This is a genomic window from Staphylococcus sp. 11007852 (assembly GCF_011394325.1).
Classification (GTDB): Bacteria; Bacillota; Bacilli; order Staphylococcales; family Staphylococcaceae; genus Staphylococcus; species Staphylococcus agnetis.
In genome coordinates this window covers 1-22,803 of the sequence record NZ_JAANBJ010000041.1, presented here as the reverse complement: position 1 = coordinate 22,803, position 22,803 = coordinate 1, and the positions used below count along the sequence as shown (strand labels likewise).

At 34.6% G+C, this 22,803-nt stretch carries 27 protein-coding genes; 8 read left to right on the top strand and 19 right to left on the bottom strand.

Annotation, left to right across the window (positions count from 1 at the left end; translation table 11 throughout):
- Positions 1 to 58: 58 nt before the first annotated feature.
- Positions 59 to 709: a metal-dependent transcriptional regulator gene (locus tag G8Y85_RS12035; protein ID WP_103346370.1), complete on the bottom strand. Its 651-nt coding sequence runs from the start codon at positions 707 to 709 to the stop codon at positions 59 to 61.
- Positions 710 to 829: 120 nt separating this feature from the next.
- On the opposite strand from G8Y85_RS12035, the gene G8Y85_RS12030 reads away from it, so the two are divergent.
- The 3 genes from G8Y85_RS12030 to mntC are packed head-to-tail and all read left to right on the top strand — an operon-like array spanning position 830 to position 3,337.
- Positions 830 to 1,609 carry a metal ABC transporter ATP-binding protein gene (locus G8Y85_RS12030; protein ID WP_107371220.1) on the top strand — a complete coding sequence of 260 codons (780 nt, stop codon included), beginning with the start codon at positions 830 to 832 and terminating at the stop codon, positions 1,607 to 1,609.
- Positions 1,584 to 2,423, top strand: a complete 840-nt coding sequence (locus G8Y85_RS12025) for a metal ABC transporter permease (RefSeq protein ID WP_037566395.1) — start codon at positions 1,584 to 1,586, stop codon at positions 2,421 to 2,423. Before G8Y85_RS12030 ends, G8Y85_RS12025 begins: the two co-directional genes overlap by 26 nt.
- On the top strand, positions 2,423 to 3,337 hold the full coding sequence (gene mntC, locus G8Y85_RS12020; RefSeq protein WP_060552533.1) for a manganese ABC transporter substrate-binding lipoprotein MntC: 915 nt from the start codon (positions 2,423 to 2,425) through the stop codon (positions 3,335 to 3,337). Before G8Y85_RS12025 ends, mntC begins: the two co-directional genes overlap by 1 nt.
- Positions 3,338 to 3,441: 104 nt before the next feature.
- On the opposite strand, the gene G8Y85_RS12015 is transcribed toward mntC, so the two are convergent.
- The 9 genes from G8Y85_RS12015 to G8Y85_RS11975 all read right to left on the bottom strand — a co-directional run bounded on the left by G8Y85_RS12015 (position 3,442) and on the right by G8Y85_RS11975 (position 10,757).
- Positions 3,442 to 4,077, bottom strand: coding sequence for a FusB/FusC family EF-G-binding protein (locus G8Y85_RS12015; RefSeq protein ID WP_103346372.1), 636 nt, complete (start codon positions 4,075 to 4,077; stop codon positions 3,442 to 3,444).
- Between the two features lie 276 nt (positions 4,078 to 4,353).
- Positions 4,354 to 4,797 carry a Na+/H+ antiporter subunit G gene (locus G8Y85_RS12010; protein WP_060552382.1) on the bottom strand — a complete coding sequence of 148 codons (444 nt, stop codon included), beginning with the start codon at positions 4,795 to 4,797 and terminating at the stop codon, positions 4,354 to 4,356.
- Complete coding sequence (locus tag G8Y85_RS12005) at positions 4,772 to 5,074, bottom strand: monovalent cation/H+ antiporter complex subunit F (protein WP_037566390.1); 303 nt, start codon at positions 5,072 to 5,074, stop codon at positions 4,772 to 4,774. Before G8Y85_RS12005 ends, G8Y85_RS12010 begins: the two co-directional genes overlap by 26 nt.
- A complete protein-coding gene (locus G8Y85_RS12000) occupies positions 5,071 to 5,553 on the bottom strand; it encodes a Na+/H+ antiporter subunit E (protein WP_037566388.1) in 483 nt (160 codons plus the stop codon). Before G8Y85_RS12000 ends, G8Y85_RS12005 begins: the two co-directional genes overlap by 4 nt.
- Positions 5,550 to 7,052, bottom strand: coding sequence for a Na+/H+ antiporter subunit D (locus G8Y85_RS11995; protein ID WP_165805918.1), 1,503 nt, complete (start codon positions 7,050 to 7,052; stop codon positions 5,550 to 5,552). Before G8Y85_RS11995 ends, G8Y85_RS12000 begins: the two co-directional genes overlap by 4 nt.
- Complete coding sequence (gene mnhC2 / locus G8Y85_RS11990) at positions 7,042 to 7,389, bottom strand: Na+/H+ antiporter Mnh2 subunit C (protein WP_037566386.1); 348 nt, start codon at positions 7,387 to 7,389, stop codon at positions 7,042 to 7,044. The genes G8Y85_RS11995 and mnhC2 overlap by 11 nt, the downstream gene beginning before the upstream one ends.
- Entirely contained in the window at positions 7,386 to 7,811 is a 426-nt protein-coding gene (locus G8Y85_RS11985; RefSeq protein ID WP_037566385.1) for a monovalent cation/H+ antiporter subunit B, read from the bottom strand. Before G8Y85_RS11985 ends, mnhC2 begins: the two co-directional genes overlap by 4 nt.
- Positions 7,798 to 10,182, bottom strand: coding sequence for a DUF4040 family protein (locus G8Y85_RS11980; protein ID WP_165805917.1), 2,385 nt, complete (start codon positions 10,180 to 10,182; stop codon positions 7,798 to 7,800). The genes G8Y85_RS11985 and G8Y85_RS11980 overlap by 14 nt, the downstream gene beginning before the upstream one ends.
- Before the next feature lie 23 nt (positions 10,183 to 10,205).
- A complete protein-coding gene (locus tag G8Y85_RS11975; RefSeq protein ID WP_037566382.1) occupies positions 10,206 to 10,757 on the bottom strand; it encodes a tyrosine-type recombinase/integrase in 552 nt (183 codons plus the stop codon).
- 143 nt (positions 10,758 to 10,900) lie between these two features.
- Here G8Y85_RS11975 and sroA point away from each other — a divergent pair, with 143 nt between their 5' ends.
- Together sroA and G8Y85_RS11965 are read left to right on the top strand one after the other, a co-directional pair.
- On the top strand, positions 10,901 to 11,104 hold the full coding sequence (gene sroA, locus G8Y85_RS11970) for a sigS mRNA-stabilizing protein SroA (protein WP_037566381.1): 204 nt from the start codon (positions 10,901 to 10,903) through the stop codon (positions 11,102 to 11,104).
- Positions 11,105 to 11,119: 15 nt separating this feature from the next.
- Positions 11,120 to 11,335 carry a DUF2922 domain-containing protein gene (locus tag G8Y85_RS11965; RefSeq protein WP_060552377.1) on the top strand — a complete coding sequence of 72 codons (216 nt, stop codon included), beginning with the start codon at positions 11,120 to 11,122 and terminating at the stop codon, positions 11,333 to 11,335.
- 252 nt (positions 11,336 to 11,587) lie between these two features.
- Here the strand turns inward: G8Y85_RS11965 and G8Y85_RS11960 are convergent, their stop codons facing one another.
- On the bottom strand, positions 11,588 to 11,812 hold the full coding sequence (locus tag G8Y85_RS11960; RefSeq protein WP_103346375.1) for a hypothetical protein: 225 nt from the start codon (positions 11,810 to 11,812) through the stop codon (positions 11,588 to 11,590).
- A 220-nt stretch (positions 11,813 to 12,032) separates the two neighbouring features.
- Here G8Y85_RS11960 and G8Y85_RS11955 point away from each other — a divergent pair, with 220 nt between their 5' ends.
- The 3 genes from G8Y85_RS11955 (at position 12,033) to sarA (ending at position 15,045) form a co-directional block, all read left to right on the top strand.
- Complete coding sequence (locus G8Y85_RS11955) at positions 12,033 to 12,956, top strand: DMT family transporter (protein WP_172616728.1); 924 nt, start codon at positions 12,033 to 12,035, stop codon at positions 12,954 to 12,956.
- Between the two features lie 527 nt (positions 12,957 to 13,483).
- Positions 13,484 to 14,380 (top strand): efflux RND transporter periplasmic adaptor subunit, encoded by an 897-nt coding sequence (locus G8Y85_RS11950; RefSeq protein ID WP_165805916.1) that lies wholly within the window; start codon positions 13,484 to 13,486, stop codon positions 14,378 to 14,380.
- Positions 14,381 to 14,673: 293 nt separating this feature from the next.
- A complete protein-coding gene (gene sarA, locus G8Y85_RS11945) occupies positions 14,674 to 15,045 on the top strand; it encodes a global transcriptional regulator SarA (RefSeq protein ID WP_037566374.1) in 372 nt (123 codons plus the stop codon).
- Between the two features lie 160 nt (positions 15,046 to 15,205).
- Here the strand turns inward: sarA and G8Y85_RS11940 are convergent, their stop codons facing one another.
- From G8Y85_RS11940 to G8Y85_RS11905, 8 genes are all read right to left on the bottom strand, one after another.
- Complete coding sequence (locus tag G8Y85_RS11940; protein ID WP_037566372.1) at positions 15,206 to 15,922, bottom strand: hypothetical protein; 717 nt, start codon at positions 15,920 to 15,922, stop codon at positions 15,206 to 15,208.
- Positions 15,923 to 16,099: 177 nt separating this feature from the next.
- Positions 16,100 to 16,606, bottom strand: a complete 507-nt coding sequence (locus G8Y85_RS11935; protein ID WP_060552373.1) for an SA0570 family protein — start codon at positions 16,604 to 16,606, stop codon at positions 16,100 to 16,102.
- A 91-nt stretch (positions 16,607 to 16,697) separates the two neighbouring features.
- Positions 16,698 to 17,498 carry an alpha/beta fold hydrolase gene (locus tag G8Y85_RS11930; protein ID WP_165805915.1) on the bottom strand — a complete coding sequence of 267 codons (801 nt, stop codon included), beginning with the start codon at positions 17,496 to 17,498 and terminating at the stop codon, positions 16,698 to 16,700.
- Positions 17,498 to 18,202 carry an HAD family hydrolase gene (locus G8Y85_RS11925; RefSeq protein ID WP_060552371.1) on the bottom strand — a complete coding sequence of 235 codons (705 nt, stop codon included), beginning with the start codon at positions 18,200 to 18,202 and terminating at the stop codon, positions 17,498 to 17,500. Before G8Y85_RS11925 ends, G8Y85_RS11930 begins: the two co-directional genes overlap by 1 nt.
- A gap of 162 nt (positions 18,203 to 18,364) precedes the next feature.
- Positions 18,365 to 19,327 (bottom strand): FecCD family ABC transporter permease, encoded by a 963-nt coding sequence (locus G8Y85_RS11920; protein ID WP_165805919.1) that lies wholly within the window; start codon positions 19,325 to 19,327, stop codon positions 18,365 to 18,367.
- Between the two features lie 4 nt (positions 19,328 to 19,331).
- Positions 19,332 to 20,213, bottom strand: coding sequence for an ABC transporter substrate-binding protein (locus tag G8Y85_RS11915; protein ID WP_165805914.1), 882 nt, complete (start codon positions 20,211 to 20,213; stop codon positions 19,332 to 19,334).
- A 135-nt stretch (positions 20,214 to 20,348) separates the two neighbouring features.
- Positions 20,349 to 22,007, bottom strand: coding sequence for an arginine--tRNA ligase (gene argS / locus G8Y85_RS11910; RefSeq protein ID WP_165805913.1), 1,659 nt, complete (start codon positions 22,005 to 22,007; stop codon positions 20,349 to 20,351).
- The gene (locus G8Y85_RS11905) at positions 21,994 to 22,419 is read right to left on the bottom strand and encodes a YwiB family protein (RefSeq protein WP_107371312.1); all 426 of its coding nucleotides are present in this window, start codon (positions 22,417 to 22,419) and stop codon (positions 21,994 to 21,996) included. Before G8Y85_RS11905 ends, argS begins: the two co-directional genes overlap by 14 nt.
- Between the last annotated feature and the right edge of the window lie 384 nt (positions 22,420 to 22,803).

Sequence of the window (22,803 nt, the reverse complement as noted above, 5' to 3'; positions counted from 1 at the left end):
TCTGATGGCTCTTTCAGTCCATATAAATGTATCGGGCTGCTTTTCATTTTGATATTACTTAAAATGCTCTTTCAGCAAAAATTACTTTTGCGTTTTCATAACTCAAAATGACAGTTTGATTTTCATATTTAATTTCAAGCATTTGGTTCGTTTCATCTTTTTGTAAAATTTCTACCGTGTCACCCATTTGAATTGATTTACTTGAAAGATAAATTAATAGTTCTGTTTTGTCTCTGATGCGTTTAATAATCACTTTATCCCCTGCATCGTAATCAATTAAAGGTGTCTTGTAACGTTCTTCAAAGTCATGCCCTCTTGGAATCATACCACCATGTGGACATGTCTCAGGATATTGAAGCAACTCATCTAAGCGCTCTACAAAGAGATCAGATACGCGATGTTCTAACACTTCTGCTTCCGCGTGTACTTCTTCCCATGTGTAATTCATCACTTCGATTAAAAATAATTCAATCAAACGGTGTCTCTTAATAATATCTAGAGTAGCTGAGACACCTTTTTCAGATAGCTTTACACCTTTATAGGGTTTTGTTTCAACAAAGCCTTCTTTTTCTAATCTTCCCACCATTTCACTTACAGATGGCGGTTTTATATTCAGAAACTGAGAGAGCGTTTTATTCGAAACATAATGCGTTTTTCCGTCGTGACTTAGTATCGCTTTAAGATAATCCTCTTTTTCCTCAGTTAACATTTTTTCACCTCTTAAAAAGATTCACCTTATTGTATCACGAAACATCTTGACTTTGACAGATTTCATTCTATAATATAAATTTATTAGGGTAACCTAAATTACTTAAAAGGTTGTGTTAAAATGATTGAAATTAACAACTTAAACCTTACCCTTCAACATAAGCATGTTCTTAAAGATATTTCATTAAAGTTACCGTTAAATGGTGAAATTATAGGTATTATGGGACCAAACGGTAGCGGTAAGTCTACTTTAGTTAAAGCATTAGTAGGAGAGTTGCAATATAAAGGTACGATTACTTTAAACGGTAAACCATTAAGTCAACTCAAGCGTCATGTCGCATACGTGCCTCAAAAAATGGCTTTAGACCTTGATTTCCCAATTGATGTTGAATCTTTAGTGTTATCAGGGTGCTATGGTGAAATCGGTTGGTTTAAACGGGTACCACATCAAAAACGCCAACAATGTCATTTGTTGTTACAAGAATTAGAGCTATTCGATTTGCGAAAACGTCCACTACATACATTAAGTGGTGGCCAGTTACAACGTGTGATTTTAGCGCGTACATTAATGCGTACACATGACGTTTATATCTTAGATGAGCCTTTTGTAGGCATTGATTTCAAGAGCGAGAAAATGATTATCCAAAAATTAAATGCGCTCAAAGAAGAAGGCAAACTCATCATCATCGTTCATCATGATTTGTCGACAGCATCAGACTATTTTGATCGTGTCTTATTGCTTAATCAGAGTGTTCAATTTTTTGGTAATACCCGTGAGGTATTAATCCCATCAAATATTGAACAAACGTTCCTAGCCTCATTACATGTGAGCGAAGCCATGACACATATGAATCAACGAAAGGAGCAATCTAACAATGGAATTCCTACAACATCTCGTTGATTATCCGTTTTTAACACGTGCCTTACTCACGGCTATTCTCGTTGGTGCGGTATGTGGTATTGTCGGCTGTTTCATTCTATTAAGAGGTCTGTCTTTAATGGGAGATGCAATGAGTCATGCTGTATTGCCAGGTGTTGCGATTTCGTTTCTACTTAATATTCCAATGTTTATCGGCGCTTTAGTGACAGGTGTTTTAAGTAGCTTATGTATTGGTTACATTTCTGACACAACCAAAACTAAAAAAGATGCAGCCATTGGTATTATTTTCACCACTTTTCTGGCTACAGGTATTATTTTAATCAGTGCGATACAGTCCACAACCGATTTGTATCATATTTTATTCGGTAATATTTTAGCCATTACAGATGATGCCTTCTATACAACACTTTGGATTAGTCTGTGCGTAATTGGTGTTATACTGTTTCTTTACCGTCCGTTAAAAATTTCGACATTCGATCCTATTTTCAGCAGAATGAACGGTATCCCTACACGCTTCATTCACTATTTGGTTATGTTGCTTTTAGCACTCGTCATTGTTACGAGTGTCCAAACGGTAGGGGTTATTTTAGTTGTTGCATTGTTAATTACACCCGCATCGACTGCCTACCTTATCGCCAACAAACTGTCAACGATGCTAATGATTTCATGTATCTGTAGTATGATTAGCGCTACACTCGGCATATACATTAGTTTTCAACTTAATTTACCAAGTGGTGCAGTGATTGTGCTTATCGCCGCAACACTATATGTATTAAGTTTTATTTACATCAAAATCAAATCAAAATTACTCAAAGGAGCTGTCCATACATCATGATTAAGCGTATTATTACCCTTTTACTTGTCGCAGTAATGCTTACAGCCTGTGGATTTGGTAAAAGCGAAAAACAAAACAAATTAAAAGTGGTAACAACGAATTCAATTCTTTATGACATGACTAAAAACGTTGCTGGTGAACATGCGGAGATACATAGTATTGTCCCTATTGGTCAAGATCCACATGAATACGAAATTAAACCTCAAGATATTAAAGCATTAGCTGATGCCGACGTAGTCATTTACAATGGTTTTAATTTGGAAAGTGGTAATGGTTGGTTTGAAAAAGCATTAAAAGAAGCCAATAAATCACTAAAAGATAAAAATGTCATCCAAGCTTCTGAAAAAGTAGAACCTATCTATTTAAATGGTAACGAAAAGTCAGATGCACATATCGATCCACATGCATGGTTAAGCTTAGGTAACGGTATTAAATATGTTGAACGCATTAAAGAAGGATTAGAATCAGCGGACAAAGACCACAAAAAAGATTACCAAAAACAAGGTGACAAATATTTATCAGAACTTAAGTCATTAAACGAGAAAAGTCATAACCAATTTCATGATATTCCAAAAGACAAACGTGTCATGATTACAAGTGAAGGTGCGTTTAAGTACTTCGCAAAACAATATGACATCAAAGCCGGTTTTATTTGGGAAATTAATACAGAAAACCAAGGTACGCCTCAACAAATGAAACAAGCCATTGACTTTGTAAAAGCCAATCACATGAAACACCTTCTCCAAGAAACAAGCGTAAGCGATAAAGCAATGAAACGCTTAAGTGGAGATACTGATGCTAAAATATTTGGTACAGTTTATACAGACTCAATTGGTAAAGAAGGTAGCGATGGAGACTCATATTACAAAATGATGGCTTCAAATATTAAAACGATACATGATAGTATGAAATAAGAAAAAGGAGTGATACGGGTACTTAAACCGTTCACTCCTTTTTTATTGATCAGCGATAGATGCGGTGAGTACACCATTATACATGTTACTAGAATACAACTCGCTTATTTTGTTTGCTCAATAAAATGATACAACCGTGTAATGTCTTCTAATTGACCATTGCATGCCACACTATCATAGCAAATGTAGTCACCCTTTTTTGTGTACGTTCCTTCTTTTTTATTATGTTTAGATTGATTTAGAAATAAAGAAACATACGATTCAGCATTACATATCTTACAAAATCCTTTAACCTTAGTTGGAGAGAGGTCACCATACATACCTTTAAGTTGATTGCCCTCTCTATAAACAATGTATTTTCGATGAGACGCTAAATCATTCCAACCTAAAAATGTTGTCTCTTTGAGATCTATATGGTCAGTCTCCGGTAATTTAAGTTTTTTCACTTTGCGAAAACACTTATGCAACGCGTTAGAGGTTGGCAATTCAAATGCCTCTACATGTACTTTTAAATTTTCTAATAACATGGATGCTTTCTTTTTCGTCAAAGTCACATCATCGATTTGATTGATAAAATCATCAATATAAATATGTTGTGCTTCGAAAATCTCTTTAATTTCATTAAATATGATTTGTTTTTGCATCGCGTGAGTTTGAATATCATTCGTTTTATATAATCGTATAAGTTGATTGACGCGCTGTTTTACTTTTATAAATTCATACGCTTTAATTTGATTCATTTCTCATGCCTCCATTTTATTGAGAAGTACTTTAAGAAATGAATATTTGCCCTAAAGTACTTCAAAATTTGTAATGAATGTACTATGGCGTATGATATAAGACACATTAACATGTCTCATACAATCATCTCCTCGTATAATAATACACTTTATTATATCAGTTTCATTAGACGAGTGATATCATCAAGGATTAATTTCGAATGGAGGAGACATGAACTCAAACCAAGTTTTAAACACATCAATTGCACGCGTTAGGTATCAACCCATTAACATCATTTAATCGTCATCTAGCCGTGAATAAACTTCTTTACGACGTTTGGCTCGCTTTTCCACTCTGATTTGACGTTTGGCTTCATCATCTAAATCCGCTTTGTTAAGATCTGCATCTTCTTCATTTGTCACATGTTTTTGATACATATATGCGCCAGTTCGATAAGCTGCACGGGAAATCAAATGACCACCTACCGGAGAAGTGATATTAATAAAAACCAATGCTAACAATGTGCGGACACTGACATAACCTTGTTCAAATATAAAATAGATAAATACACCTAATAACGTTAATAAAACGGCCAGCGTAGAGGCTTTGGTCGCGGCATGAATCCGTAAAAACACATCTTGGAAGCGAACTAACCCCACTGCACTAATAAGTGCAATGATACTCCCAGCAAACACTAAAAAAGCGGCGAATAGTTTAATGATGTCGTTTATTGTTTCCATTAAACACATTCCCCCCTTCTATAAAGCGAGAAATAGTTACGGAACTTAAAAATGATATAATCGCGATTAAAACGACCGAATCTAAAAACGAGAACGTTTTAAACAATAAACTAAGGACACCTACTGTGGACATTAATATCGCACTGATCGCATCAAATGCGACGACACGGTCAGCCGTTGTCGGTCCTTTTATTAAACGAAACAACACTACAACAAGTGAAATTGCAAAAATAATTAACGCACCGGATAAAAGTAACTCTGTCACTGTTGAAATCATTTCGTCACCTCCACAATAAGTTCCTCATATTTTTTAATACTTCTTAATAATTGTTTTTTCTCTTTCGCTGTAATATCAATCGCGTGGATCAGAAATACATTCGGATTACGGTTCACCCTAATGATTGTTGATCCTGGCGTAATAATGATAAGTATCGTTAAAAATGTAATTTCCCAATCTGTATCTAATTTCGTTTCATAAGATACGAGTCCTGGATCCATTTTATGCGTCTTAAACAATACATAATTGATGATAGAAAATGTAGATGTTACTAATTGATATAAGTATGTCATTAAAAATTTAAAGGACACCCATATCTTTTTAGGATAAAACTCTTGGTCGAAAAACTTATGAAGCAAATAAATAATGATTAAACCGATCATATATCCCACTGCAAATGTAGGAAACTTAAACGCATCTTCATCTTGAAAAAGTACCCAAAGCATAGCTATCATAATATTTAAGGCGATTTGTCTCATTTAGCATCACCTCTTAACTCGGGATTAACCATTTTTATATATTGATGTACGTTCATATTCATAGCAGTTGCACGTTCTGTGACTTGCATGATTACAGGTGCTGCGAGTCCAATTATTAAAACCATCCACGTCATTATCATAATGATGCGTTTACGAACAGGTCGTATAGGATGGAAAGTAATTTCAGCGCCCTTCTCTTGATTGCCTGCGTACATATAGAAAAACACTCTAAATAAGCTATACATACCTACTAGACTCGTTAGAATCATTAATGTTAATCCTATATAGTGACGATGTTCAATAGCACCCATAAAAATAAATAATTTCCCAGGAAATCCACTGAATGGTGGGACACCACCAATTGCCAGTGTTACAACGATTAAGGCGATACCTAACCAAGGTTCTTTTTGCGCTAAACCTTTCAAATGACGATATTGACGATAACCTGTCGTATACACAATAATACCTATAACAAAAAACAATAAAGCTTTAACAACAATATCATTCACGAGGTAAAAAATCGCACCATTCACACCATGAACCGTATGAGTTCCTAGACCTAAAATAACAAAACCGATGGATAGTACAACTTGATACGCAGCAATTTTCTTAATATCTTTATACGCAACAGTACCGACTGCACCAATCACCATTGTGATACACGCCATAACAATGAGTAGAGGCTCTGTAACATCATTACTTTGATTGAAAATCAGTGTGAAAAAGCGTATAAGTGCATAAGCACCCACCTTTGTCATTAAGGAAGCAAATAACGCGGCAAGTTCAGTGTTTAACACGGCATAAGCTTTAGGAAGCCACATGAATAACACTAAAGCCGCTTTTGAACCAAAGGCCACAATAAATGACATCGCGACTAAATGTATCGCAGTCGGATCCTCAAGTTCATTAATGCGCATCGCTATATGCGTATAATTCAAAGTTCCTAGTTGACGGTATAACAAACCAATACCTATTAAAAAGATCCATGAACCAATGACATTGAGTACGACATAAATGATACTTGCGCGCAATTGTTCAACTGATTGCCCCAGCGTAACAAGTACAAATGATGCTAATAACATAATCTCAAACATCACGTATAAATTGAATAAATCTGCAGTTAAGAAAGACCCTACAACACCGACCGTTAAAAACAAAATAAAGGATGGCAAGTAATAACGATTGGCACGCTTTTCACCTCGACCGAATCCAAACCCTATAATCATAAAGACGACAAAATGTGTTGTAGTAACAAGTAATAAGCTCAAAGAATCCCCAACATATTGGATGCCAAATGGTGCAGACCATCCTGAAAAATCCAATTTAAGCGGTTGATGATACATCACATAAATCAACAACATTAAAGACGAAATAAATGATATAAAAAGGATGACCAACGCAATCATACGTGAAATTTTCACTTGTTTATTCAACATCACTAAAATTAATGCCCCTACAAGTGGTAATAAAAATGGAATTGCTAACATATTATCGTTCATCTTCTTCACCACCTGTTAAAACATTAATTTCATCTTCTTTTGTCACTTTAAAGGTACGATACACTAATACGAGTAAAAATGCGGTAATCGCAAAACCGATAACAATAGCCGTAAGTACAATCGCCTGTAACAATGGATCCACAAAATCTTCTTTACCCGTAACAATTAACGGTTCTGTCTTATTCGCTGTGTATTCTCCCATGCTCATAATAATCAGATTGCCTGCATGTGTAAAAATCGCGATACCAATCACAATTCTAATCAAATTTTTGGATAGAATCATATACGTTGCAATAAAAACTAAAAAGCCTATTGTGAGGAGTAATATAATATTCATGATCTCCCCCCACTCAATGATAAAATCGTAGTGACTACCACACCCACGACACTGAGTGTGATACCCGCTTCAAACAATGTAATTGTAGAAAGATGCACTTCACCAAAATAAGGAAAACTAAAATATGCATCAGCTTGATATAAAATGTTTTTACCAAAGAACACGGGAACCAGTGCTGTTGTAAGTGATACAAACGCACCCAATATCATCAATTTTCTAAAATCGATAGGTAACGCTTCAATTACACGTTGAACATCAAAAGCTAAAAACATTAATATAAATGCAGAACTCAATATCAAACCAGCTATGAAACCACCACCTGGATTGTTATGCCCGGCAAAAAAGAGATAGAAACCGAAAGTCAAAATGATAAATATGACAATACGTGTGACGGTTTTTAAAACTAAATCATTCTCTTTCATCTTGTCCCCTCCTATCTCTAAAGTTGAGTAACGTATAGATACCTAGTCCTGCAATAATTAATACCAATCCTTCAGCCATCGTATCGAGTGATCTAAAATCACCTAATATGGCATTGACGACATTTTTACCACCAGACTTTTCATAAGCATCGTGATAGAACACAGATATGGTTTCTAATGCACTCGCTTGTTGAATCATAAATACAAAACCTACGACGGTAAGTGCAGTGATTAAGGATACGATGATTTTTACAGATTCTCTTTTCATATTAAAGGTACCACGCGGAATATTGGGTAATCTTGAAAAACTGACAATAAAAAGCACAGTGGTAATCGTTTCTGTCACAAGCTGCGTTAATGCTAAATCTGGAGCACGCATGAGTATAAAGAATAATGCAACAGCATAACCGATCCCACCGGTTAAAATAACCATCGTAAGACGTTGACGAATAAAAATTAACGCAAAACCAATAACTATAACGGTAATTAATAAAAGAACATGAAAAATATGATAGTTCGTAACATCAATACGATACATTTCAGGTACACCTACACGTATCAAGCCATATACGTTAATCCCAAAATAAATCATTAGCGTGAGAATAATATATGAGTTAAGTCGATTATTCATCAACGTGCGTAAACCATAACCTGAATAAGCTTCTAGAGACATATATGATTCCTGATAAACATTAAGACTAGACCAACGGCTTTCTTTCGATTGAATCCATGAATTCCAGTTGATACATAAGACACTGAGTGTTCCAATGATGATAATCAATACACTCATGATTAACGGTAGTGTCACGCCATGCCATTGGGTTAACTTTGGTGCATACGTTGCTAGAGATTCGGATGCAACAATTGTGGTAAATGCTGCTTTTAAAACAGTATTTCCTATAAGTTGTGGCATTATAAAAAATAAAGGTAAGCCTAAAGCAGTGAACACTGCCGGTAATACAAAATATTTCGGCTCATGAATAGATTTATTCGTTTTCAACTTCCCAAAAAACGTCTCTTTAATCATATTTAATGAATATATGAACGTGAAAATACTCGCAATAAAACCAATTAATGTGATAACAATCGATGATAATAGATTAAAATCTTTAAATTGATACGCCTGAACAAGCCCCTCAAAAAACATTTCCTTACTAAGAAATCCATTTAAAAATGGCACGCCGGCCATGGCAAGCGCTGCTAACGTCATGACTACCATCGTTATTGGTAGTACAGATTTTAAGCCTCCAAGTTCACGGATATCACGTGTTCCTGTTTCGTGATCAATTAATCCGACACCCATAAATAACGTCCCTTTAAATAACGCATGATTAAACAAATGAAAAAGCGCTGCAAATAAGACATATGCATAGGCTTCACTCATGGCAGATTCCGTTGCTGTCGCAATACCACCGCCGAGACCAACCATTGCTGTAATCATGCCCAGTTGGCTAATCGTAGAATAGGCAAGAATACTCTTAAGATCATATTGACGAACCGCTACGATAGCACCAAATATCATCGTTAACAATCCAATTCCCGTCACTATATAAATGTAAAAAGTACTTTGACCTAATATCGGTGTAAAACGCAACAACAGAAATATACCCGCTTTGACCATTGTAGCTGAGTGTAGATATGCACTGACCGGGGTCGGTGCGGCCATTGCTCGTGGTAGCCAAAAATGGAATGGCCATTGTGCCGATTTAGTGAATGCACCGAGTAATAACATCAAAACAATCGGAATAAAGAGCGAATGTGACACAATTACACGTCTTTGAGCAATGAGTTCAGTAATGGTGTTTGTACCTGTTACGACATAAAGCATAATAAATCCAACCAGCATCGCTAAGCCACCAAATACTGTAATCATAAATGAAGTAACAGCGCCACGTTGACTCTCAGATTTGTCAAACCAATAGCTAATTAATAAAAATGAAGAAACACTTGTTAATTCCCAAAAGACATATAACAAAATGGTATTATTCGAAAGTACAATCCCCAACATGCTAAACATGAAAACGATTAAATACATGTAAAAACGTGGTAAATCATTATGTTTATGAGATAAGTATTGGGTCGCGTAGAAAAAGACTACGATGCCAATTACAGATATTAACAGTCCAAAAAATAAACTTAATCCATCAAGCCTAAAGTCTATATTGATATCATAAGCAGGTAACCATTTTAAGGTGTATGTGACGTATTGATGATTGAGGACATTGGGTATGTGTGTAATAAAAAATAAAGAGGCTACAATAGGTGCTAATAATGCGATATAACCTGGCCATTGTTTAAAATCCCACTTTATCATAATTGACAAAAATAGAATCATTAGAATTAAAAATATCATTAATCCTATAATGTGCATAAATCATCCTCCCTTGTTTAAAATTATAAATTTAAGGCGATTGTGGTATTGATCTCTTTCTTAGTAATACCAATAAATTTCATCGTTTCATATGAAGTTTGATGCCCTAAATATTTTTGAATAATTGAAATGGATACACCGGAACGATACGTATGATAAGCAAATGTTTTACGTAACGTCGTCAATCCAATATGTTCAATCCCTACTCTAGTTGCGGCAGCATTAATAATACGATACGCTTGTTGGCGACTTAAGCCTTTTTTAGTGCGCTTAGATTGAAATAACAAATCGTCACACTGCAACTTCTCCTGATCAATAAACCACTTCAATTCATTTCTTAACTTCTCTGGTATAATGACGCGAATTTCTTCAGATGAACTCGCAACCCAAACATGGACGATTTCATGATGGTCGTTATAAACATCTTTCACCGCAAGATTTAGAAGTTCGTTTAATTTGATTCCTGTATGAATCGCAAACTTAAACAATAAGTAATCTCGCATAGATTGACTTTGCAAATAGACATACATTTTATGAATATCAGATTTATCTCTAATTGGATCTACAAAATTCACTTATCACACCTCATTTAATGTTTCTTATACAATGATATAATATATTTTTGTAACATTAAAGGGTTAAGTTCAAATTTTTCAAAAAAGTTTTGACCTTTTGCTTCTTTTTTAACGATATATAAAGTGAAAGGAGGTCAGACATCATGAACAATTCAAATTTAACACTTATTCTGACACAAACCACTTTATCACCGGAGGGAAAAGCTACTAAAATGAGCCGTCGATTTAATCAAATTAAAGGCTCTGCCACGACACAAGAATTGCTTTCATTCGCTAAAGTGATTGAAGCTCTGACTGGTGAACATTATGACACTATTGAAACTGTAAAAACTGAACAAATCGGATAATTCTGGAGGTACCCAATGAACACTAAAACATTAGAAATCACATTTGAGAATGCATTACAAAAGCCCTTTAAGTTTCAACTTCCTAAGTTAGCAACGACGATTACACGAGAGCTCGTAGAAATTCAAGCGGACAAGATTGTTAAATTAAATATTTTAAATAACAATGGCACGCCGATTACAAAAGTTAAATCTGCACAGTTGATAGACCGCAATATTACAGTATTGTTCTAGATTCATATTTCAAAACATCGTCACTTCCCCTTAAATCCCCAGCTTCATAGCACTTATGCTTGATGTCAAAATTTTTAATAAAGATTTTGATATGAAAGTAAAAGTATTATGATCACACAAATACAGTGCAGCATTTCCTTATATGTATTTTAATAGCCTTCAAAGTTCATTTTAGAATGAATTTTGAAGGCCTTTTTGTTTAAGTAGCATCACAACTGATTAAGCATATTATCGTATGATGAATACAATATGTTATTCAAGTATCCTAACCTTTTCCCCATAAAACACTTTTGATGTGTCAATCGTTTTACATACTATGTATTTGTCATATACTTCACATACGCGTGCTATAATTTGATAAGGTGATTCCACACGTAATACTTCTACGTAATCATTACTTTGGAATGCACCCTCGACGGCATTGTTTACGATAAACTTTTCTTCATTAATCAGTCTTACCACTTCAAACTCAGACAACAAAAATCACCGCACTCTCTTTAAGTTATTACTATCGTACTAAAACTTGTACATACCATGTAAACTTTAATAGAAATTTATTTTAATCTTTACATTCATTTAATAAGCTTAATACCTTTAGTGCAGTCCCATTTTTCACTTGTCTATATGCCGTTTTAAAATGTGAAAGACATCGTTTATAAATTAAATGCATCATATTACAAACAAAGGAGCTATTATGATTTTCGTTTTAATGTTACTTACACTTTTAGCTGGTACAGTGATTCCTATTCAAACATCCATTAACACACGTTTACGTCAATATACGCAATCTGCATTTTACGCATCTACAGTGTCTTTTTTTACAGGAACGTGTGTTTTAGCGATCATCATTATACTATCGCAACCCCAATATTTTTCGCTCAATATATTCAATTCCTATACGCTTGATTATCGATGGATTATTGGAGGATTAATGGGGGTCATCTTTTTAACAGGTAACCTTCTTTTACTCCCGCGTATTGGTGCGTCTTTGACCGTGATCACAACACTTTCGGGTCAAATGATGATGGGAGTGATTATTGATACGTTCGGCTTGTTTCAGATGCCAGTGCAAACCATAACGGTTCTCAAAATCGTTGGCTTTTTCATTCTTATACTTGGCATCCTATTGATGAACTATCAACCCAAATCAGCGGTAGACACTCGTCAAAAAAACGTCATTTGGATGCTTATTGGCATCATGTTTGGATTTGCGCCCCCCATTCAAACAGCTGTTAACAGCAGCCTAGGTCAGCTCACGCACTCATCTTTATTTGCAGCTTTTGTTTCATTTTTAGTAGGTACATTCACACTTATGCTATTAACCCTTATCGTGCATCGCCGTTTCAAAATCATCACGCACCACGATACTTACGGACCCTTACGCATATGGCATTTTATTGGTGGACCACTAGGTGTTTTATTTGTTACAACGAATATCATCGTGGCGCCTCTATTAGGCATCACCATAACGTTAATCATCGTTATGTTAGGTCAAATTGTTATGGGGTTATGCATCGATCATTTTGGATGGATGGGAATGACCAAACGTTCCATTGATCGCCAACGTCTAGTTGGGCTTTTATGTATCATTACAGCTATTATCTTGATTCAGTTTCATTAACGCACTAACCCCTTTCAACCATCAGTTTCGCCTGTCGGGGCTGGGACATAGCAGACCTTTTAATAAAAAATAAGCTAACAAAATTCTTTTATACATGAACTTTGTTAGCTATTATTTATCTATATAAATCGATTTCGTCTTAGTGATGGACACTATGATGCATTGTGATTAATCCCTTAGCCGAGACTTCTGAGGCATTGAGCCGCAACCGAAAATCCATTTTGAGGTAAGGCGCCTAGAAAAGCGAGGCGTTAGGGACAATCATAGGTTTAATGATCTATGTCACATTCCAAGACGAATTACTTTTTTCAAACCAGTAATTCTTATTCAAAAACTCAGAAAATTAGATATAATCTGTACAATTTGAAATGTTTTATATCAAATGGAACACATTATCAAGATTTTTTTCATTTTTCTCGAATGTTGTTTTAATTATATTTAGAATTCTGTTTATAACCACCATACTTCTATTGCACAAAAACATTATTAGAGTATAATTTTCATCAACTACATTTCGAGGTGATAAAATGAAAAAGTCCTTTATCCTCTTTATTTCATCAAGTTTAATTTTATTAATTTTAATTCTAAGCATTTCTGTTTATTTTATTTACCAACTAAACAAACCAAATATTCAAACGATACGTGCCACGTTCACATACCCTCAATATTTGAAAGGCATTGTGCAATCTGACTATAACTATATATTAAAATATAATGAGAATTTAGGTTTTGTTCAAGATATTCATGTGAAAGATAATGAAAAAGTAACTATAGATCAACCATTAATCACCTATCACAATCCCTCGAAAATACCTTTGATTCACGCTTTAAATCAATTATTATCCTCTCAATTAAACGCCAACCAAATCTTCGAAATCAATAAAGAAATTATACAACTGAAATCAGATTTGTATCATACAATACCATCACCTGCAGAAGGAATCGTGCGTTTGCATGAATTTCTTCCAGACAAAAATAAAGAAAAAATTTTAGAAATATCATCTAAAGAACAACATATTCTGGTTAAAGTTCCCGAACATTTATATACAAAATTTAAAAAAGCGCAACCCGTTACACTCCGTTCTACTTTAATGGATAAAACCGTTAAAGGCACTGTAGTATCAACACATTTCACCCCTACATATTCCCCTGAAATTTCTAGAAAAACGTACTATTTTATTAAAATTAAGACACCTAAAACCTACCCTATTGGCACTCATTTTGAAGTCCAATTTTCAAAGCCACAAATGATATTACCGCGTGACATTTTACTGGATGAAAATTCCGTGTTGATTTATAAGAAAAGCAAATTGGTTAAACGAATAATAAGTTATGATAGAATAAATGAGCAACTTATAATTAAGAATGGAATATTTGCAGGGGAGAAAGTCGTACGATATCCACATGAAATAAATGCGCACTAAAATAGAGAAGCATGATCATGTTGCTTTAAGGTGACGGAATCCACTATTTTACAAAAAATTTGTTTCATATAGAGTGCGGTTAAGCCTTCTTAGTTTACAATCAAAAATAATTTGGTTATAATTACAATCTAATTGCACTTAAATCAATTCACAAGCAATAATATCAATAACTTTTTAAAAGAAGGTATAGATATTTCATTTGTAATTAATAAGTAAAGGGTTTCATTAATCTGTCTTCCAAGACAGTTTTGAAAAATATATCCAAGGGCAATGAAAAATGGGAGGTTATGAACATGGCTGTTACTAGAGTAAAAGATTGTTTCGAATTATTATCAATGGTTACGTACGCAGACAGATTAAAAAGCGTAATCAAAAAAGAGTTCCAAATTAGTTTTGAGGAGTTTGCAGTATTAACTCACTTAAGCTACCGCATCGAAGACGAATATTACCTTAAAGATATTATTAACAACTTAAACTACAAACAACCACAAGTTGTTAAAGCGGTAAAGAACTTATCTCAAGAAGGTTACTTCAACAAGCGTCGTAACGAACAGGATGAGCGAACTGTTCTAATTTTGGTAAACGATGAACAACGTAAAAAAATCGACGAATTGTTAAATCGTGTAAACGAAACAATCAAAAGCACCGACATTAAACCACAATAATAAAAAAGTACCACTTCACCTAACCGATGTGAAGTGGTACTTTTTTATATTGAACTGAACCTTATAGTTATCGAAATCGATCATTTTATAAACTAACATTCGATTGAGTAATGTTTGTAAACGTTCTAAATTATGAGTTTAATTTAATGCGACGCGCCCATTAAACTTGTTTTTTTGACGAAAGTTCAATCGTGTAAAAAATAATAAGGACAAGAATCATCACCCATATTGCGATAGAGATGAGTTGTGCTGCTTGAGGATCTCGTATGATGATATCTACCGTTTTTTGCACGAGTAATAAACCCACACCCGTATATTCTAAACGTTTACGATATAATCCCCATAGAGTAAAAAACATGCCAAAAACTGCGATAACAAGATGCGTATATTGTGTGACAATATGGATGCCTAATGTAATATCAAATGTATTCATTCCGATAAGCAACATAGCGACAACTGCTAATATTAATCCTATATAACTTTCAAGGCGATTTTGATAAAGATAACTTTTACGCATAATGCGTGAATAAATCGTTACAGAAATCGGCAATAAAACTAAGATATATAAAATAGATAAACCTGTAGCCGCACCAAATGGTACCAGTTGCTTATCGTAAAGATAAGAAATCAAGATAAAGTTTATAATAAAAAAGACTACTGGATTAAACTGTAATGTGAACAAATTTTTTTGAATCGTTAATATAATTTCAGCAGTCGATTTTTGACGATACTCTATATAATCTACACCTTGTTTTTCAGATTTCTGTATATCTTTTCTCAAATTTTCTTTAACATCATCTATTAACGTCGTGGTTATCCCTTTATGCGTGAGATAATCTTCCACGTTATCTATTAAAGTGCGATCATTCGGTCTCATAAGTGCCTCCAACATCAATACTTATGTTCGGTGGAAGGACAGTGCCCGTACCCGAAACCATAAGTATAAAGTGTCGTTATACATAAATCAAAGGAAGTGAGACTAAGAAATCTAAAGATGCTCTCTAACGATTTCAGCCCCACTGTCCCCAGTCATGATAATCAAACATCAATGTGTTTATCCTTCAAGATCAATTCTGTACAATTTGATGACTTTGTCTTTAGGTGATGTAGATGCAAATTGATATGAACGTTTCCCATCAATAATAAAGCCACTGTTACCTGTTACTTTATTATAATGTTCACGTGTCACAGCCTTATCACTTACATTCTTTTTAACCTCTTTGTAAGTTGGGCCATTTGCTTTGTTATAACTCATTGAGATACGTGTCACTTTCGCATTTGCGCTACTAGAATTCGCTGTAACAATCATTGTTCCCTTAGATGTATGGTACTCATAAAATTGTTCAGAACCAAATCCTGCTTGTGTATGAATACCTTCACCTTTGACACGAATCACGTCTGCCATATTTTGACCGATTTTAACACCTTCAACTGTTTGATCACCTTTTTGTAAAGCTTTTACAGATTGAATGGTATTGCCTTCCATCGCAGAGGCAGATCCTGTTGCTACTCCTGACAATGTTAAACCAGTAATAAGTACAGCGATGACGAGTTTTTTCATAAAGCACACGCTCCTTTTCGTTCTTTCGATTCTGTGCTCACTACTAGTATACACGAAATGTCATTATAATAACAGTTATATTACAAAAAGATTACAAAACATTATCTTTCACATTATTATTTGTAAATGTTTTTAGTGTTTTTAAAAATCGTTCTTTTTCTTCAACAAAAGGATACACGCCTGATTTTTTAAATAGATGAAATTCAGAATTTGGAATTAAGTCTGCGACGTCTTTTGATTCAATTGGTGTAACACGCTCATTGGCATTACCTGCAATGACGAGCGTTGGCTTCTTGACTTGGATCGTCAATTGTTTAATGTCCACACTTTGAAATGCTTGATCGACTGCACGTTGTTCATAATCCGTGAGTAGTTCCGCTGAATTATCTACCCCTTTTAAAAATTTGCGCACTTTATTTTTAGCGTAATACAAATGTTTTTCAAAAAACTGCTCTTGGTCTGCCTTATCCCACGTTCTGATTTTTTCGGCATATTTTAAAAATAAGCGTTCTTTAGGCAATAAATCGTTACTAACGGTTGGATTAATGAGCACAAGTTCTGTGACCTTATTTGGATAGCGTACTGCTAAATCCATGGCAACAATACTTCCTAATTCATTTGCTACAATCATACTTGATTTTAAATATAAAAATTCCATCAGCTCATTAATATCTTGCGCAAAAGCTTGAAATGCAATGCTTAAAGGTTTGTCAGAATAACCGTGCCCCCTTAAATCAATAAGAATCACTTGATAATGACGTGATAATCGTTTAGAAATGTCTTCAAACACGGTATGATTCATATGAATTGTGTGAATCATAATAATCGGTTCTCCATGACCCATTGAACGATAGTATAAAGCTGTACCATCTGATGTTCGAAATAATTTCATTATTTTTCATCCCCTCTCGGTATATTCAAAATATCTAATATTTCTTCTAATGTAGAGATTTCATAATCCATTTCTGAAGCTAATGGCTCAAGGTCTGATTCTCCTTGTTTATGACGATACCATACACTCACCATTCCCATAGCTCTAGCGGGCGCCACATCATTTAAAGCATCATCACCGACATACACAACCTCTGAAGGGTCTACATTCAACTTTTCGATGATATCTTCATAAATGCGCGGATGAGGTTTTCTAAAACCTACCGCTTCAGATGTCGACAGATGATTGACGTAATCTTCAATCCCTAACGCATAGACACGATAATGTTTAATACTTGATTTCCCATTAGCAATTATACCGATTTTATAGCCAGCTTTTTTCAACTTTTGTAGTGTATATGTGGTGTCATAAAATGGAAATACATAGCGATAAAAATGCATTTCAAAGTCATGAAACAAATCTTTCCAACTAAGTCTATCTACATTAAATTGTTTAATGATTTCTTTATACACGTCTGGTTTATCATGATCTTCATCATCATCTAGCTCAATAAATTTATTACGATAATCAGAAGCTTGAACACGCACTAAGTAGTCGTGAAACCGTTCATACTGTTCCTCTATAAATTTATCTCTAGATTTTTTTCGATCAAGCAACGTTCCTTCTAAATCAAAAATAATTGCTTTAATATGTTTTAATTCCATTATGACGACCTCATTACTTTTAAAAATTAATCCTAGCTACGAAATTTATTAATGTAATAGTAGCATACCTTCATTTTTTCTAAAATTAAAGTACGTACACATTGTGTATACCTATCAACTACGGTATTAAATGCTGATTGAAGTGGCATATTTTTGCGTGTCCTATATATTGGTGCTATGTTGATGCCGGTTTTTTTGTTCTATAACCAATATATAAAACATTAATGGAATCCCGATTAACGCTAAAACGATACTTGCCGGCAGTTGCGTAGGACTTAATAACTGACTTCCTAATACATCTGCAAACACCATCACAGTACCACCTATAATCAGATTCAAAACCATTTTAACCCCTAAATGACCTCGACTCGTACGCTGAACAAATTGCGGTATCACGATGCCTATGAACTCAATGACCCCGACGTAACCAATAATGACTGCAGAAAGTAATGTTGCAATAAATAATGTGATGAAACTGAGTTGTTGCGTTTTAAGTCCTAGACTTTGACTAGACAAGTCATTAAGTTGTAGCAACTTTAATTGAGGTAATAACGCTGAAATGATGCTTATGACACATAAAAGTACGCTACCTATGATGATAACTTCTCTCATTTCCGCTGCTGAAAATCCACCGAACATATAATTTAATATATTTTGTAATTTTTGTGGGTTCATTTGAACTAAGAGATACAAAATGGCATTCATTAACGCGCCTACCATAATTCCTGATAAAATTAACATTTTAGTTGGGTATCCCCACGATACAACATGCGCTATTAGAACTACAACGAAGAGCGAAACCACTCCAAATAATATGGAAATAGGTGCAATCCATAAAAAAGATAACCCCAAAAACACAGTGAGTGCAGCCCCTAGTGTCGCCCCACTTGCTAAACCGAGTGTAAAACTATCAGCAAGGGGATTGTTTAAAATAAGCTGAAACAAAAAACCTGCTAATGTTAACCCCATCCCTGATAAAAGTGCGAGTAAAATCCGAGGCAAACGTACCTCAAAAATGATTGTTGACGCATAAGGGCTTGACCAATCCATAAAACTACACAAGCTGTAAATGGTGATACCGATTAAAAGAAAGCCCCATAAACTTAAAGTTATGAGGTCTTTCATCATATTATTTTTCATATATCGTATCACTCAGTTGCTTCATTGCCTCATCAATGCGTGGACCTGGTCGAGATAACACATCATCGTTTAATGCAATAATTCGGTTATTTTTTACAGCGTTAACCTTATTAAAGCCGCCACGTTGTGCCACGAGTTGTTGATACTCTTTAGTGGATACTCCTGATGTCGTAATCATCACATCTGGATTTTTTTGGATGATTTGTTCTTTACTCACTGTAGGCCACGCTTGTTGATCGTGAAAAACATTTTTAGCATGCAATTGTGTTAACATGTCATCCATAAATGTCTTTTGACCTACAGAATAAATTTCAGGCTCTGAAGCAATTTCAATAAATACATTTGGATTGGTTTTTTTCTTTTTCGTTTGTTTTGTAATTTTGTCAATATTTGCTTGCGTCTCTTTAATTAATGCTTGAGCTTCTCGCTCTTTATGCGTCACTTTTCCTATTTGTGCAAAGCTCTCATACATATCTTTAATAGAGTGTGCATCTTTAACATAAACCACATGGATGCCACTATGCTCAAGACTTTTTAACACCTTCCCTTGAGATGCTTTTTGTGATTCATGTGCGAGAATAAGATCGGGTTGTGCTTTTATCAGTGATTCTTTATTTAATTTCATCGCATCAAATTGCGTTTTTTCACGTACGTCTTTAGGATAATCATCAACGGTTGATACGCCTACCACATGTTTACCTAACCCTAATTCATATAAAATTTCAGTATTACTCGGCATGAGTGAAATAATACGGTTAGGCACTTTATCTGAAGTTTTACCAGATTGTTGCGATTGATTTTGGTTAAAACTACATCCTGATAACATGATGATTACCGTCAAAACAAAAACAATGACACGCTTTAAATTCATGTGCTCACTCCTCATCTGATTATTCACAAATTATAACAAATCCCGCGTAAGATACCACTATTATTTATAAAATGCCAACAAAAAAATGATGCACGTTGTCGTACATCATTTTTTCTGTAGAATTTTAGATTAATCTTACATACGTTCTGGTGCAGTTACACCAACTAGAGTTAAGGCATTACGTAATGTAATACGTGTTGCAGTGATTAACGCTAAATGCGCCTTTGTTTTATTTTCATCGTCAGTTAACACTTTTTCAGCATTATAAAATCTATGGAAATGTGCAGATAATTCTTGAATATAGTTTGTCACACGTTGTGTTGCGCGTGCTTCAGCAGCACCTTCAATCATTGGTTCAAATTCTGCAATCTTTTTAAGCAATTCAATCGCTTTATCATTCGTGATCGTTGTGTAATCCAAACCTTGTTCGACATGATACCCTTTTTCATCCGCTTGTCTCAAAATTGAACAAATACGCGCATGTGCATATTGTGCGTAATAGACAGGATTATCTTGAGATTGTTGTTTCGCAAGCTCCATATCAAAATCAAAATGTGTATCAGGACTACGCATAGATAAGAAATAACGTGCGGCATCAATACCTACTTCATCCATAATATCTCTTAAAGTGATTGCATTACCAGTACGTTTACTCATCTTAACTTCTTCGCCATTTTGCATTAAACGTACCATTTGCATGATTTGAATTTCAAGACGTTCTTGATCCACACCAAACGTTTCCACCGCTGCTTTTAAACGATTAATATATCCGTGATGGTCAGCACCAAACAAATTGATTAACTTATCATTTCCACGTTGAATTTTGTCAAAATGATATGCAATATCTGGTAAGAAGTACGTATAAGAACCATCTTGTTTGATTAATACACGGTCTTTATCATCATTGAAATCTGTTGTACGTAGCCACGTCGCGCCATCTTTTTCATAAATATAGCCAAGGTCAGTGATTTTTTCTAATACAGCTTTAATATCACCCTTTTCATATAACGTTGTTTCACTAAACCAATTGTCGAAATGAATATTGAAATCAGCCAAATCTTTTTTCAATTTTTTCATTTCATATTCCACACCTAATTGTCTAAATTGCTTAATACGTGTGTCGCTGTCTAAAGATTTTAGTTCAGGCTGCGTCGCCGCTAAATCTTCACCAATTTTCTTAATGTCTTTACCATGATAGCCATCTTTTGGCATGTCTACTGATTCACCTAAACTCTGAAGGAAGCGCGCCTCAATGGATTTTGCTAAATTCGTAATTTGATTCCCTGCATCATTAATGTAATATTCTCGTGTCACGTCGTATCCAGCCGCTTTTAAAATATTACATAACGTATCACCTACTGCTGCATTACGCGCGTGACCGATATGTAAATCCCCGGTTGGATTGGCAGAGACATACTCCACAAGGATTTTTTCATTTTTAGGGACGTCTGCATAGCCAAAACGTTCATCTTTTTCCATTGCTTGATCGATGACTTCATATAGATAACTTGAATCTAAATAGAAATTAATAAATCCTGGTCCAGCAATGTCAATAGACTTTACATGCGCTTTCGTCGCATCCAAGTTTTCAACAATTAGCGTCGCAATTTCCCTTGGATTACGTTTTGCAATCTTCGTTAAAACCATGGCGATATTTGTAGAATAATCACCATTTTTCTCGTCTTTTGGTATTTCAATTTTAATCGCTGGTACGTCATCTGTAATACCGGCTTGCTGAATACTTTTTTTAATTTCATCAACTAATGTTTGTTTGACTTGATCAATTAAGTTCATCTTTTATCTCCTTATATTTTATTTCATATTGATACGTGCCCATTTTGTCATCATCTTGGTATAACTCATAATGAATTTTTAACTTTCCGCCAGCTTCATCTACAAAATGAATAATGCTCAATGTATTGACCATCAACAATATTTTACCTTCAGGAATATGGTAAAACGTTTTCGTAGGTTGACCTTCTTGGAAATGTAACGTCATATTAATGTCGCCTTTACGAATAATTTTAATAGCATCTGGCGCAATCTTAACAGTTACATTGACGTTTACTTCATCAACTTGTTCATTATAACGGATAAATGTCGCATTTTTTTCAGTGAGTGTCCCTTCAAGTTGGTTCACAAATTTCTCTTTGCTGTCATCTTGTTTCACAATTTGGAGTGTTTCTATCCTCACATTTCTTTCCAATTCGCTTCACCTTATCTCTATAAATAATACTCATAATTATAACATAATGGTGTAGGGAGAAAAAAGAAGCAAAACGATGATGGAATGTTGACATTCGGTCCCAATACCAAAAGCTTCGTGAACTCAACCATACAGAGCGATTAATTTTAACTCTTTCTCTTTTATATTTATTCATATAAATAAAGGTGAGGACCTAAACATTCTTAATTTTAATCGTTCCTAAAACCTCACTTTTCATGTCACCTTACCACAAAATGAATTTTCGATTTCGGTTCAATGCCTCAGAAGTCTTGGTTAAGGCCTCGTTTGAATTGATAATTGTGAATTCATCTATTTACTTTCACAAAGATTAAAGTATCTATATAGAAAATAATAGCCAACAAA